At 37.4% G+C, this 12,765-nt stretch carries 12 protein-coding genes and 1 pseudogene; 3 read left to right on the top strand and 10 right to left on the bottom strand.

Annotated elements, in window-relative coordinates; all coding sequences use genetic code 11:
* The first annotated feature begins 2 nt into the window (after positions 1 to 2).
* Positions 3 to 1,273 (top strand): annotated as a pseudogene (locus tag ACEWFH_RS06860) (MFS transporter).
* Positions 1,274 to 1,323: 50 nt separating this feature from the next.
* Here ACEWFH_RS06860 and ACEWFH_RS06855 read toward each other — a convergent pair.
* The 5 genes from ACEWFH_RS06855 to ACEWFH_RS06835 all read right to left on the bottom strand — a co-directional run bounded on the left by ACEWFH_RS06855 (position 1,324) and on the right by ACEWFH_RS06835 (position 5,966).
* Entirely contained in the window at positions 1,324 to 3,459 is a 2,136-nt protein-coding gene (locus ACEWFH_RS06855; protein WP_473726638.1) for a YhgE/Pip family protein, read from the bottom strand.
* Positions 3,460 to 3,697: 238 nt separating this feature from the next.
* Positions 3,698 to 4,039 carry a spore coat protein gene (locus ACEWFH_RS06850; RefSeq protein WP_473726637.1) on the bottom strand — a complete coding sequence of 114 codons (342 nt, stop codon included), beginning with the start codon at positions 4,037 to 4,039 and terminating at the stop codon, positions 3,698 to 3,700.
* An 8-nt stretch (positions 4,040 to 4,047) separates the two neighbouring features.
* Positions 4,048 to 4,335, bottom strand: a complete 288-nt coding sequence (locus tag ACEWFH_RS06845; RefSeq protein WP_473726636.1) for a hypothetical protein — start codon at positions 4,333 to 4,335, stop codon at positions 4,048 to 4,050.
* A 441-nt stretch (positions 4,336 to 4,776) separates the two neighbouring features.
* Positions 4,777 to 5,487, bottom strand: a complete 711-nt coding sequence (locus tag ACEWFH_RS06840; RefSeq protein WP_473726635.1) for a M14 family zinc carboxypeptidase — start codon at positions 5,485 to 5,487, stop codon at positions 4,777 to 4,779.
* The gene (locus ACEWFH_RS06835) at positions 5,484 to 5,966 is read right to left on the bottom strand and encodes a M14 family zinc carboxypeptidase (RefSeq protein WP_473726634.1); all 483 of its coding nucleotides are present in this window, start codon (positions 5,964 to 5,966) and stop codon (positions 5,484 to 5,486) included. Before ACEWFH_RS06835 ends, ACEWFH_RS06840 begins: the two co-directional genes overlap by 4 nt.
* A 256-nt stretch (positions 5,967 to 6,222) precedes the next feature.
* On the opposite strand from ACEWFH_RS06835, the gene ACEWFH_RS06830 reads away from it, so the two are divergent.
* Positions 6,223 to 7,122, top strand: coding sequence for a formate/nitrite transporter family protein (locus ACEWFH_RS06830; protein ID WP_473726633.1), 900 nt, complete (start codon positions 6,223 to 6,225; stop codon positions 7,120 to 7,122).
* A 134-nt stretch (positions 7,123 to 7,256) separates the two neighbouring features.
* Positions 7,257 to 8,171: a DMT family transporter gene (locus ACEWFH_RS06825; RefSeq protein WP_473726632.1), complete on the top strand. Its 915-nt coding sequence runs from the start codon at positions 7,257 to 7,259 to the stop codon at positions 8,169 to 8,171.
* A 35-nt stretch (positions 8,172 to 8,206) separates the two neighbouring features.
* Here the strand turns inward: ACEWFH_RS06825 and ACEWFH_RS06820 are convergent, their stop codons facing one another.
* From ACEWFH_RS06820 to ACEWFH_RS06800, 5 genes are all read right to left on the bottom strand, one after another.
* Positions 8,207 to 8,929: an amino acid ABC transporter ATP-binding protein gene (locus ACEWFH_RS06820; RefSeq protein WP_473727230.1), complete on the bottom strand. Its 723-nt coding sequence runs from the start codon at positions 8,927 to 8,929 to the stop codon at positions 8,207 to 8,209.
* Positions 8,930 to 8,953: 24 nt separating this feature from the next.
* Positions 8,954 to 9,613, bottom strand: coding sequence for an amino acid ABC transporter permease (locus tag ACEWFH_RS06815; RefSeq protein WP_473726631.1), 660 nt, complete (start codon positions 9,611 to 9,613; stop codon positions 8,954 to 8,956).
* A 98-nt stretch (positions 9,614 to 9,711) separates the two neighbouring features.
* Positions 9,712 to 10,497 (bottom strand): transporter substrate-binding domain-containing protein, encoded by a 786-nt coding sequence (locus tag ACEWFH_RS06810; RefSeq protein WP_473726630.1) that lies wholly within the window; start codon positions 10,495 to 10,497, stop codon positions 9,712 to 9,714.
* Positions 10,498 to 10,712: 215 nt separating this feature from the next.
* Positions 10,713 to 12,251: a PAS domain-containing sensor histidine kinase gene (locus ACEWFH_RS06805; RefSeq protein WP_473726629.1), complete on the bottom strand. Its 1,539-nt coding sequence runs from the start codon at positions 12,249 to 12,251 to the stop codon at positions 10,713 to 10,715.
* Positions 12,251 to 12,538, bottom strand: coding sequence for a PAS domain-containing protein (locus tag ACEWFH_RS06800; RefSeq protein WP_473726628.1), 288 nt, complete (start codon positions 12,536 to 12,538; stop codon positions 12,251 to 12,253). Before ACEWFH_RS06800 ends, ACEWFH_RS06805 begins: the two co-directional genes overlap by 1 nt.
* Positions 12,539 to 12,765: the final 227 nt, after the last annotated feature.

The raw sequence follows: 12,765 nt of genomic DNA, 5'->3' as shown, positions 1-12,765 counted from the left end.
CTATGAAACGGTTTACGAAAGAAGAAAACAGCTGGATGTATTATGATTGGGCAAATTCTGCTTACTCTATTATTATCTCGACTGCCGTATTTCCATTATTCTTTAAAGCGGCTGCTACAAAAGCAGGTGTAAGTCCATCTGATTCAACTGCATATCTAGGTTATACGATTGCCATCGCAACTTTTATTCTAGCAATGCTGAGTCCAGTACTCGGAACAATTGCTGATTATAGAGGACTTAAGAAAAAGTTCTTTACCTTCTTTTTTGTACTCGGTCTTGTATCTACTGCTTCATTAGCCTTTGTTCCAAGTGATCAATGGCTGCTCTTATTAGTCTGTTACACCTTAACTGCAATAGGTTCTAGTGGATCAAACGTCTTTTATGATGCTTTTATTACGGATGTAACCACTGAGGAAAGAATGAACAGAGTTTCGTCAAGAGGGTTCGGATTAGGATATATCGGAAGTACGATTCCTTTTTTAATCAGCATCGCTATTATTGTATTATCACAAAATGAAGTGCTTCCAATCTCAACAACATTAGCAAGTAAAATTGCATTTTTGATCACCGCAGTATGGTGGGGTATCTTTACAATTCCTATGCTGAAAAACGTCTATCAAAAATACGGTATTGAACGTGAACCAAAACCAGTTCTTAATAGCTTTAAACGATTAGGGAAAACAATAAAAGAAATTAGAAAATACCGTGCTTTGTTTTTATTTTTACTCGCTTATTTCTTTTATATCGATGGAGTGGGAACGATTATAACCATGTCTACAGCTTATGGATCAGATTTAGGTATTAGTTCTACCAGCCTATTGATCATCCTTTTTGCTACCCAAGTGGTTGCTGCCCCTTTTGCCATTTTATACGGAAGATTAGCAGAAAAATTCACGGGCAAAAGATGCTTTATGTTGGAATTGCTGTTTACATTATTGTATGTATTTATGCGTATTTCCTAAAAACAACGTTAGACTTTTGGATATTAGCCATGCTCGTTGCAACCTCTCAAGGTGGCATTCAGGCTTTAAGCCGTGCTTACTTCGCGAAATTAGTGCCTAAGGAAAATTCGAATGAATTCTTTGGTTTTTATAACATTTTCGGTAAGTTTGCCTCCATTATGGGTCCATTGTTAATTGCAGTGACAGCCCAAGTTACCGGAAACTCATCTAGTGCGGTGTTCAGTCTTGTTATTCTATTTATTATTGGCATGACAATCTTGATGTTTGTACCAGAACCGAAAGTAGATTCTTCACATACGATCAGTGCATAGAAAAAAACTGCTCTAAAATATTTATCTTTTAGAGCAGTTTTCTTTTATTTTTATGCTGTCACTTCCCTGTTCGTATCTTGAACTCTATTCTTTTTAAAGTTAAATACAACAAAAGCGAATCCTGTAAAAATCATAAAGAACGTCAGTAAAATTGTCATATTATATACAGCAGCACCAAAATCATTTAACGTAATGACTGACTTAAACCCTGCGATTGAATAAGTAAACGGCATATATTCGCTTATATTTCTTAAGTTTTCAGGCAGCATTTCTATCGGAAGGTTGGCACCTGTTATAGAGAGCTGCATGATGACCAAACCTAATGCGATGAATCGTCCTACGTTTCCACCGAAAGCCGCTAAAAATAATACAATAGAGGAAAAAGTAATGCTGACGATCAGTGAAAATAAAATCAAGCCGCCTGGATTACTTACGTTCACCTTTAAAACAAATAAAACTAAGATAAGCAGTAGTATAGCTTGTACAATAGCAAATGTTACTAAATGAATAAATTTGACGAAGAACCAGTTGAAACTTGATACGGCGGGTGGTTTTTTAAAGTTAATAAAAAGTGACATGATTAAGATTCCAACAAATAACCCAAGTGTAATAACGTACGGAGCCGTTGAATCTCGATAGTGTTCGTATTCATTCACTTTTTTACTTTTCAGCTTCACTGGTGATGAGAACATATCAATATTATCGTTCTCTGTGTTCAAACTCCCCGTTTTCTCTGCACCAGACTTCAGACCAGACGTAAGTTTTTTACTTCCCTCATTCAATTTACCTGCACCGTCATTTAACTTTGTTGCTCCTTGTGATAGTTTTCGCCACCCCTCATCTACTTTGCTGTTTCCATCTGAGATCTTTGCTGCTCCAGAATCTAATCTGGTAACGCCTGATATCAGCTCATTCCATCCCTTGTCAACAGCAGCGTTTCCATCAGCAATTTGTTTGGCCCCTGCTTGAAGTTTTCCCGCTCCCTGATCAAGTTTGGTTTGTCCTGCTACGAGCTGGTTTAGCCCGTCATTTAACGCCACGGTACCAGGGGCTACCTTTGTAGCGATACCATCTGCAACTGACACAGCCCCTTCATTCAAAGCAACTGATTTGGTTGATAGATTATCCAAACCACTTGAAATTTCTTGCGCTCCATCTAGAATTTGCTGATAATAAGGTCCAATATTAACGGTTGGATTGGCTTTTTTATATTCTTCTAACCCTGCAACTAGGCGTTCTGCACCAGCTGCCAGTTTTGCAGATCCATCTTTAAGACGGCCAGTACCGTCTGCAACTTTTCTGCTTCCTGGTACCAATCGCTCAGCAACTCCCGTCTTCAGTTCCTGGCTCCCCGCTTCAGCTTTTTGTAGTCCTGCCAAAATTTGAGATGATCCACCTTTTAGTGAGAGAGTTCCTTCATGAAGCTGCTGTGAACCTTGAGCCAGCTTATGAATATCACTCGATTTTTCATTCAGATTATGAAGTAAGAGTCCTGTACCACTTTTTAGTTCCCTTGTTCCATTTGCAAGTTTTGTTATATCAGATTGTTTAGAATTGACAGATGCTGCTAACTCGTTAGTTCCTTTATGCAGCTTATTTGTTCCGTCCGAAAGCTGTGAAGATCCGTCCGCAGCTTTCCCAAAACCTTCTGAGACTTCTCCTAAACTGGCAAACATGTTCGTTACGTATTTTTGGGTAATCGTATCAGCAAGCTTCTCACGCATTCTTTGGGTAGCTGTTTCTGTCACTTTTGAAGCTAAAAAATTAAGTCCTTCGTTTTGGATATACTCTAACTCAAGCTTTTTAGGATTAGGATCTAATACTGTTGTTACCCTTTCAGAAAAATCTTCTGGGATGATAATGGCCATATAATAATCGTTTTTCTGAAGGCCTTTCATGGCTTCGGTTGAATTTACGAATTTCCAACCCAAGTCTTTCCCTTTTTTCATATTGGCAACTAAATCATCACCGACATGGACAGCTTGATTCCCTGTTATGGCACCTTTATCATTATTAACAACGGCAACAGGCAAGTTAGAGAGATGATCGTAAGGCCCCCAAGTTGCGGATAAAAGAATGCCACCATAAACGACCGGAACGAGCAATGCTGCAATAATCGAGAATATTATAGCCTTATTAGCAACAAGTTTTGCAAACTCAACGGAAAGCAGCTTACCTATATTCATTTAGATTCCCTCCAAATGTATGTATGACTTGAAAAATGAATGAGTAGCCATTCAGTTAATTATCATAATATTCAAATTACAAATATAAAGCTAGTTAATCTCTTAAAACACATATTATGTACTACCTTCTCTACCCAATAAGTAGTATTTCAATATATTAAGATGATAGGTCGTTGTACATAAAAAAGCTTCGACTGGAATGCAGTCAAAGCTTTTCGCTATGTCGTTAAAAATATGATTATTGGGTTGGCCCTTGATGAGGAAACTGGTTCATATAGTTCGAAAACTGTTGATAGGTCTGCTGCATTTTTTGAGCATCAGCTGCTTCAAGTGCATACCAGCCCTTTTTAAACATCATGTTATACAGCTCTCTCTGCATATTTTGAGTTTCATTAAAAACGGCAAGCAGGTCCTGATAGAGTGCGTTATGACTAGCTTCATTCAACGCAGTCGAATAAGAATCTGTCATGTATTTTTCGTAAGAGAGAATATCATTGATATAGTCTCTGTCATTCATCTGAGGCGTTTTTGGTACTGTTGATTCTGGGTTTTTAATTTTATTTGACTGATCCATAAGCATTCTCCTTTCTAGTTCTGCAATCCAGTTTGTGACTGGTTCATCATAGCTTGTTGTCCTGAAATATGGTTGATGATGCGTTTATAATGGCTTTCATGCATTTGGCAGGCTTTTTCGAGTACAGCTTTTATTTCTGGATCTTGACATTGATTTGCCATGAAGTGTGCTTTTTCATGCCTAGTAAGTTCCATGAAAGCATGTCCATTACATAATTTAAATCTTTGCCTGTAATTACTTGTGGTGGAGTTTGAAATACGGGCTGATTCTGCGTTTGATTTTGATTCTGTTGTTGCATACAAGAACCTCCTTCATATATTTACCACTTTATCTTTCCTTCCTCTTCCGTGATTATTCGTAAAAAAATTTTAAAAGGGGCTTTTGGCATTGGGATAATGTTGTTTACAAGGGAAACTGCCAATACTCAGGCTAAAAAGTCGCTGAGAACCTTCAGAGATCGAAATAAGGTGAAGTTAATGTTTAAAAAATGCGCGTCTACTTATACCAAGCGGGGTATAATTACAATTAATTCGAGAAATTATGGGATTAATTCGAGAAAATTTACACTTATATCGGCAAGTTTTGATCATATATCGGCGAGTTTCCATAATTCTACAAACAACAACTAGCCGTATACCCTCACATTGGTAACTGTTTTATCAATCCACAGGTATTAAGTGCTTTTTTATAGCTAAAAAACAAAAAAAACAAGCAGCCATTACACTGCTTGTTTTACCATTGACTTATTTTACAATCCATTTCGGTCCAAGGATTGTTTGTATGCGATAAAAGTTTCCATACGCTGCGTTCACTTTATATGTTCCAGGATAGAGACTCGCTGCTGCCATCTTGTGATTTACATTTGGTCTGTCATGCAATGGAACCTTTTGTGTGAGCGTTATAGTTTTTGTTATAGGTGTAATACGCTTTTCCCAGCGCTTGTCTCCTTCTATTGCCATATAGAGACCTGCTTTTTTATTCCTTGCCCATTCTTCAGGAAAAATGGTGATTGGTGGATTGGTTTCACCAGCATAAGGAGCAAGTTCAAATGTAAATCCTGGACGCTTGAATGTTTGAATGAACCAATCTTTATATCCGCCGCCGCTTGATAAATTTGTATCAGGTGGAATAAGTCGATAACCTGTCATATTACTAAGCGTCGTCCCGAGTGTCTTATCTCCTTCAAATGTATCTGTTCCATAATTAAAGTGGTAGTAAAGAATTCTTCCAGCTGTATGATAAGAATTTGTTATTTCAGGATCAACCAAATAGGTAAGAGCAGAAACCGCTTTTGCCTCAGCCGTCACTAGAGGTGCTGTTCCTTTGTAATCTTTGTATGAAGGTGCTTTCGCATTATTATTGATTTGTTCCCAGCGCGCTGGATATTGTCTGTTCAGATCAATTCCTTGTGCATTGGACTTCCAGCGTTTGAAATCTTTGCTACCAGCATTCATCTTGATAAGGTTAGCATGTGCTGTAGACGGAAATGCGGATAATCCTTTTGTTGAAGCGTTACACCGTCAGGATTAGTCATCGGTACGAACCAAATGGATGTATTGTTTAGTACATTTGCCACATTGTAGCCGTCCATTGTGCCATTCAACACGTATTTTTCACTATATTGGTCGATCATCTCCATTACGATATTCGTCGTGATCCATTCCCTGGCGTGATGTGATGCGTTGTACATAACAGTAGCATCCCCTCTGCCGAGCTTTACTGCCCAAATATCTCTGCCGTATGGAGTTTTCCCTAGTGAGCGGTATTGGACTAGACCTGGGTATTTTTGTGCGAGTGTTTTGATATTACTAGTCATTGTTTCATATGTATACGTTTGATTTGGATTAACGTAGCTTGCTGCTTCTATTTTATTATTCCAGCATGTTAGGCTAACAAGCAGCATCCCCATGAACAACATAAATCCCTTTTTCAAAGAATTCTCTCCTTCCAAATTCTATTATTATTTGAATATATTAATAGTATAGATAAGAGAAGATATTGCTTCGCATGAGGATAGTAGCCTTTAGTATTTCAATTTGTTTACTAGAAATAAGTCCAATCTCATAGATATTTGGTATTTAAAAACAAAAGATCGTGCATTGCCTGAGTTTTAGTGGAAATTGGTTTTGATTGGTTCAAATTATGGGAAGAGTATTAGGGCGGGGATGACATAATACGAGGGAATGCAGATGAAAAAACATAATGATACAAATAGTAATAAAAAAGCGGATATACCTGATCGGCAGTACTTTTTCCCAGCTCAGATTATTGAATACTTTATTGAAGAAGGCAAAGCCTCGTTACAGATTACAAACTTGGCCCAATTTATTTTGTCTTTCATGGCCGGAGCATTTATTGCGTTTGGGGCACTAGGTTCCGTGCTCTTATCGATGAATGTAGATACACCTGGACCGTATAACCTTCTAGCAGGTGTTGGATTTGCTATAGGCTATGCCATGATATTTTTGTCAGGATCCATTCTTTTTACCGAGATTAATATCCTACTGCCAAGTTATATTTTACAAAGCAAGTTTTGGATCAGTAAAAAGGTTCTTCGATTTTGGGGAATTTGTTACATTGGAAATTTTCTTGGAGCCTTATTTGTAGGGTTTCTCTTAAATCTTTCCGGATCGTTAGACAAAGAATTTTACGACGGACTTTTAAAATTCATGGAGAAAAAGATGCAGTTTACAGATCGAGGAACTTGGGGATGGTTTCAGGTCCTGTTCTCTGGAATACTTGCAAACTGGCTTATCGGAATTGCAGCTGTTCTAGCTACTGCAGCCCGTGATGTCATGGGGAAAATTTTCGGAATCTTATTACCTGTCATTATTTTCGAAGCAGGAAATTTCCAGCACGCAGTAGCAAACATGGGGTATTTTAGCATCACTGTTCTCGAAGGATTTGAATATAGCTGGTACGAATTTATTTTTCTAAATTTAATTCCTGCCTCAATCGGAAATCTTATTGGAGGCGGCATTTTAGTATCCCTTTTACTTTCATTTGCTTTTAAAGAAGATATTGATGATGATATTATAAAAGAGGATGAAGAAGAAGTAGAGAAGATCACTGATAAAATGAATAAGTAGTTAATGCTAAACACTTTTATTGTCATGTACAGTAAAGGTGTTTTTTGTTAGAGTTCAAATAGGAATGATTAATAAAAAGGCTTTGTTAAACGACTATGTTGTTGTAAGAATCCAATAGAAAAGGATGAACAAGTTTGCCTAACCATGCAAAGATTGCTTTTTTATATGTGGCCATAGGTGCTTCACTATGGGGAATCATAGGTTTTTTTGTAAAAGAATTAGCGGAATACGGTTATACGCCTTTACAGATCGTTTATTTGAGAGCGGCAAGCGCGTTTCTATTTTTTCTTGTTTGGGTTTTAATCCAACAACCTGCTCTTATGAAAATTAAACTGGGGGATACTTGGTATTTCTTAGGTACAGGGATATTGAGTGTTTCCTTTTTTAATTGGTGCTATTTCACCACCATACAAACGTCTTCACTAGCCATTGCTGCTATTTTGTTATATACAGCTCCTGCTTTTGTTCTCGTGATTTCTGTTTTTGTGTTTAAAGAGCGGTTAACACGCCAAAAAGTCTTTGCACTTTCTGCAACATTTATCGGATGCATTTTAGTATCTGGTATATTTTCAGCGGAGCTTGAACTCTCTATGAAGAGCTTATGGATTGGGTTAGGAGCGGGGTTTGGCTATTCGCTTTATAGCATTTTTGGCAAGCTCGCTGGTAAGAAATATGAAACATTGACTATCAGTTTTTACACTTTTTTATTTGCGATGATTGCGCTTTTTCCAATCAGTGATATATCAACTGCTGAAGTGAATATGTTCGATACAACTGTCATTCTAAACATTATTGGACTAGGGCTGTTTCCTACTGTTCTAGCTTATTGGTTTTATACACAAGGATTAAAACAACTGGAAGCTAGTAAAGCAGCCATTGTATCTACGATTGAACCCGTTGTAGCAACCATAATGGGATTGGTGCTATTCAATGAATCTGTTTCTTTGATTCAAGCGGTTGGTATATTACTCGTACTGGGTGCGGTTCTATTCATTCAAGAGCGAAAATCAAAAACAATGGGTACAGAGTCACTTTATAACACGCATTAAAAAGGTGCAGCATAAGAGCTGCACCTTTTGTTTTCTTACAGAATCGAACTTAAGAAGTCTTTTGTCCGATCTTCTTTTGGATCATTAAACAGTACATCTGGCTTTCCTCTTTCCCAGATCTGGCCGTCATGCATGTATACTACTTCGTCTGCTACTTCTTTTGCAAACCCCATCTCATGTGTCACCACAACCATCGTCATGCCTTCTTGTGCTAGTTCTTTCATGGTCGCTAATACTTCCCCAACGAGTTCAGGATCGAGGGCTGAAGTGGGCTCATCAAACAACATGATATCCGGTTTCATGGCAAGTGCCCTTGCAATCGCTACACGTTGTTTTTGTCCGCCAGATAGTTTAGCTGGATACACATCTGCTTTATCTGATAATCCAACTTTACTAAGTAAGGATTTTGCCTCTTTTTCAGCTTCTATTTTATTTTGATTTCTCACCATAACCGGAGCTTCCATAACATTTTCCAATACGGTCTTGTGCGGAAACAAATTAAAGTGCTGAAATACCATCCCTACTCTTTGGCGCACTTCATTTAAGTTATGTGATTTAGGATCAATTTCTTCTCCTTCAATAACAATCTTGCCGCCGTTTTTGATCTCTAGGAAATTAATACAACGAAGCAATGTACTCTTTCCTGAACCACTGGCTCCGATTAATACAACAACATCACTTTCATGAACTTCTAAGTTCACTTCTTTTAATACTTCTAGATCACCAAAGCTCTTCTTTAGATTTTCAATGCGTATCATTTCTTTTTTCACAAAAAACGCCTCCTATTCCCCAGCTGAAAGTTTCTTTTCCAACAGATTTACTAGTAGTGTGAAAAGAAGGACGAGTATTAGATAATATAGACCAACAATAATTAAGTACGTCATTTCGTCAAACGTTCTGGATCCTTGAGTTGTTGCAATGCTAAACAGTTCATTTAGTGCGATAAAAGATGCCAGTGAAGAATCTTTTAGTCCAATAATGAATTGATTCCCAAGTGGTGGGAGTGCTCTTTTAAAGGCTTGCGGCAAAATGATTCTTCTCATCGTTAATCCATATGTCATACCTAAAGAGCGACCAGCTTCCATTTGCCCTTTATCAACCGATTGAATGGATCCTCTAAAGATCTCTGCAATATAAGCACCATTATGCATAGCAAGTCCAAAGGCAGCAGACCAAAACGCTGATATACCGAGTTCAGCAAGTCCAAAATAGAAGATGAAAATCTGAACAATTAAAGGTGTTCCTCGAATAAGTGCGATATAAATATTTGCAATCCAATTTAGTATCTTAATGCCCGAAATCTTAAATAAGGCAAACACAAGACCAATACCGGTACCAATTAGAATGGAAACAAAGGTAAGTTTTAATGTTATCCAAAGACCCTTTATGAAGAGCGGATAACTTTCTATCAATACATCTATAATGTGTGCGAGATCAAACATGCCCTAGTCCTCCCCTTATATTCTCTTTTTTAAGGTTGATACAGTGTGATAAAAAGAAAGCCGCCCTGCAATCCAGCACATGCGGGCGGCTCACACCATTATTCAGGCTTTTTCGTGATATCAGCACCGATGTATTCTTCACTAAGCTTCGCGAGCTCTCCGTTTTCTTTCATCTTCATCAAGGCTTCGTTAATCGCTTTTAGCAATTCTTTGTCCTCTTTCTTAACAGCTATTGCCTGTTCACTCGTACCTAGCTGCTCTTGTTCAACAATCTTAAATCCTTTTTCAATTGCTTGTTTTCCTGTGATTGCATCTGTGATTACTGCATCATGTTTACCTTCACTTAACGCACGCAGTGCTGTAGCATCACTGTCGTAGTTTTTAATTTGTTCTGTAAAATCTTGAGCAGATTTTTCATAGGTAGAACCTTTTGAGACAGCAACTTCTTTTCCTTTTAGATCTTCTTTCGTTTTAATATCACTATCTGGTCTTGTGAAAATAACTGGACCTGAATAATAATACGGCTCGCTAAAGTTCACTGCTTGCTTTCGGTCTTCAGTGATTGTATGGCTTGCCACTGCTGCGTCAAAACGATCTGCCTTTATAGCGGAAACTGCGCCATGAAACTTGAATTTCTCAGGAACGGCTTTTAAACCAAGTTCATCAGCTATTGCTTTTCCTACGGCTACATCAAAGCCTGTTAGTTCCCCATTGCTATCAACTGAACTAAACGGAGGAAATTCTCCAGAAACAATATAATTAAACTCACCATCATTTTTTAACTCAATACCACCATCACTTGACTCACTGCTGCCACATGCAGCTAGTACAAACATAGAAAACACAACTGCTAACATACTAATTTTCTTCTTGAAATCTTTCATTCTTATCCTCCTTGAATATCCCATTTTGTAAATTCCCCTACTAAACAAGGGTAGCATGAATTTTAAACATTCACAATTTTATGTAGATTCCAATCAGTCGTAAAGCTCAGACTTTTCATGCTTCATTTCTACTTTTACCCTTATTAAAAAAATCATAAACACTTATTTAGCAAGCAAAAAACGCCCCTCAGTCAGACTGAAAGGCGCTTAAGTAATTATGGTAAAAGTTTAGTAGGAAGCAGAATTGTAACGGTTGTTCCAATATCTAATATGCTTTCAAACGTAATGTTGCCATGGTGATTTTCAATGATCTTTAACGAGACCATTAATCCCAATCCTATTCCTTTTTCTTTGTTTGAATAAAAAGGTTCACCAAGTCTTGCAAGCCGTTCCTCGCTAATGCCTACACCTTGGTCTGTAACTTTTATAAAGACATATCCTTCATCATACGAACCTGTTTCTACAAAGATCGTTCCACCGTCATGCATGGCTTCTATAGCATTTTTGATGACATTAATAATGACTTGTTTAATTTGATTTCCTTCACAAAGTATATGCGGTACATTCATGAAGTGAGTATCAAACTGAACATTGTTCAGGTTTGCTTCTGAATCAAGCAGCGTAATACTTTGTTTTATAAAATCATTCACGTTTCTTTGCTGAAAGAGCGTTTCTTGGTGTGGTTTCGCCAATACTAAAAATTCTGTGATGATTGATTCAATTCTATCCATCTCTGATAATATGATTTCGCTATGCAATTCTTCCATATCAGGTTTCATCAATTGGACGAACCCCTTAATACTTGTAAGCGGATTGCGTATCTCATGCGCAATTCCTGCAGCAAGTTCACCCACTACCGTTAGTTTATCAGATTTTCTGAGCAGTTCTTCCTTTTCTTTGAGTTCCGTAATATCCTCGGATATCCCAGCTATTCGATAAACCTCTTTTTGATCATTCGTTATCGGAAATGCTCTCGTTCTAATCCAGCGTACTTTTTTATTCTTATTTTGTATACGATATTCGATCTGTGACTCACCTTGTGCAATTAAATGAACAAACCCCTGAACAACCTCTTGATCATCAGGGTGAACATCTGTAAACACAGATTCAAAAGCTGTTGAATCCGTATCCCATATTTGTTCAAACGCTTTAGAGATGTATAGAAGCTCTCGTGTTCCGTAATCTTGCATCCAGAATACGTCTTTCGCGTTTTCAGCAAACTGACGAAATCTTTCCTCGCTCTCTCGAAGTCCGAGTTCCATTCTTTTGCTTTCCGTTATATCTCTTGAAACACCTACAATACCCTCAACTTGACCTTGATCGTTTTTAATTGGAGATAGAATCGCTTGATAATAAAGGCGTTCACCATCTCGAACATTGCTCCATTCATAAAATTGGGATTTCCCTTTTAAAACGAGATGGCATGCTTGTTCTTGACCGTCTGCGATAGCATCTCCAAATACTTCTCGGATGGTCTTGCCTATAAAAAAGGATGGCTTTACATCATGTTTCTCCATCCATCTTCCATAAATTCCGGTATGTACAAAGTTTTGATCTAATGTAAAAACTGTGTCTTCCATTGAATCAACAAGTGAGTGAAAACGTTCCTGACTGCGGTTTAATTCTTTTTCTGTTAGCTTTAACTTTTGGTTGTCTTTTAAGGTAATGACAAGGTTTTCGAGTCTATTATAAGCATCCCAAATAGGAGCTATTGTTACGGATAACCAATAGACCTTACCCGAATTTTTGCGCATTACCTCGAGTTCCATTTGATGAGTTTTTTCTTTTGCCTTGCTACTTGAAAATAGATTTCTTTAAAAGAGACATTGCTTTTATGCTGATCCATCACAACAAATGGAAGGTTATAAAGGGATATACCTTCTACTTCCTCAGCTGACAGCCCTAACATACTATACGCATTGGTATTTGCATAAAGGATTGTGCTGGATGGTTCAACTACGATAATTCCGCTATCCACGGCTTCATAAAAGGTATGCATCAATTGTTTTTTATTCTGTAATTCAAACGAAGTTTCACGCATAGGCTACATCCTTGTGCATTATTTTTTAATATATTTTTACAAGAATTGTCTTTTCTCTATTTTTCTATTAAATACAATAAATTACAAGAGTTAATTTTATGTTCTAAATAATTTTAAATCTGGTTCAATGGATTTTATAATTTAAATCTATTAGAAAAATAAAAATCAGGCGAGTAATACCGGCTGGCTATTAGCCTGATAAAAAAAGCACACAGATTTTTATGCTG

The sequence above is a fragment of the Fictibacillus sp. EA-CB0309 genome, assembly GCF_055814265.1.
The sequence above is the reverse complement of the archived record's forward strand: the minus strand, read 5'-3'. Positions and strand labels throughout refer to the sequence as shown.

Excerpts from the sequence above, each read along its gene's own strand:
- ACEWFH_RS06855 (WP_473726638.1), bottom strand. The coding sequence starts at position 3,459 with ATGAATATAGGTAAGCTGCTTTCCGTTGAGTTTGCAAAACTTGTTGCT.
- ACEWFH_RS06850 (WP_473726637.1), bottom strand. The coding sequence starts at position 4,039 with ATGCTTATGGATCAGTCAAATAAAATTAAAAACCCAGAATCAACAGTA.
- ACEWFH_RS06840 (WP_473726635.1), bottom strand. The coding sequence starts at position 5,487 with ATGAATGCTGGTAGCAAAGATTTCAAACGCTGGAAGTCCAATGCACAA.
- ACEWFH_RS06830 (WP_473726633.1), top strand. The coding sequence starts at position 6,223 with ATGAAAAAACATAATGATACAAATAGTAATAAAAAAGCGGATATACCT.
- ACEWFH_RS06820 (WP_473727230.1), bottom strand. The coding sequence starts at position 8,929 with ATGATACGCATTGAAAATCTAAAGAAGAGCTTTGGTGATCTAGAAGTA.
- ACEWFH_RS06815 (WP_473726631.1), bottom strand. The coding sequence starts at position 9,613 with ATGTTTGATCTCGCACACATTATAGATGTATTGATAGAAAGTTATCCG.
- ACEWFH_RS06810 (WP_473726630.1), bottom strand. The coding sequence starts at position 10,497 with ATGAAAGATTTCAAGAAGAAAATTAGTATGTTAGCAGTTGTGTTTTCT.
- ACEWFH_RS06805 (WP_473726629.1), bottom strand. The coding sequence starts at position 12,251 with ATGCGCAAAAATTCGGGTAAGGTCTATTGGTTATCCGTAACAATAGCT.
- ACEWFH_RS06800 (WP_473726628.1), bottom strand. The coding sequence starts at position 12,538 with ATGCGTGAAACTTCGTTTGAATTACAGAATAAAAAACAATTGATGCAT.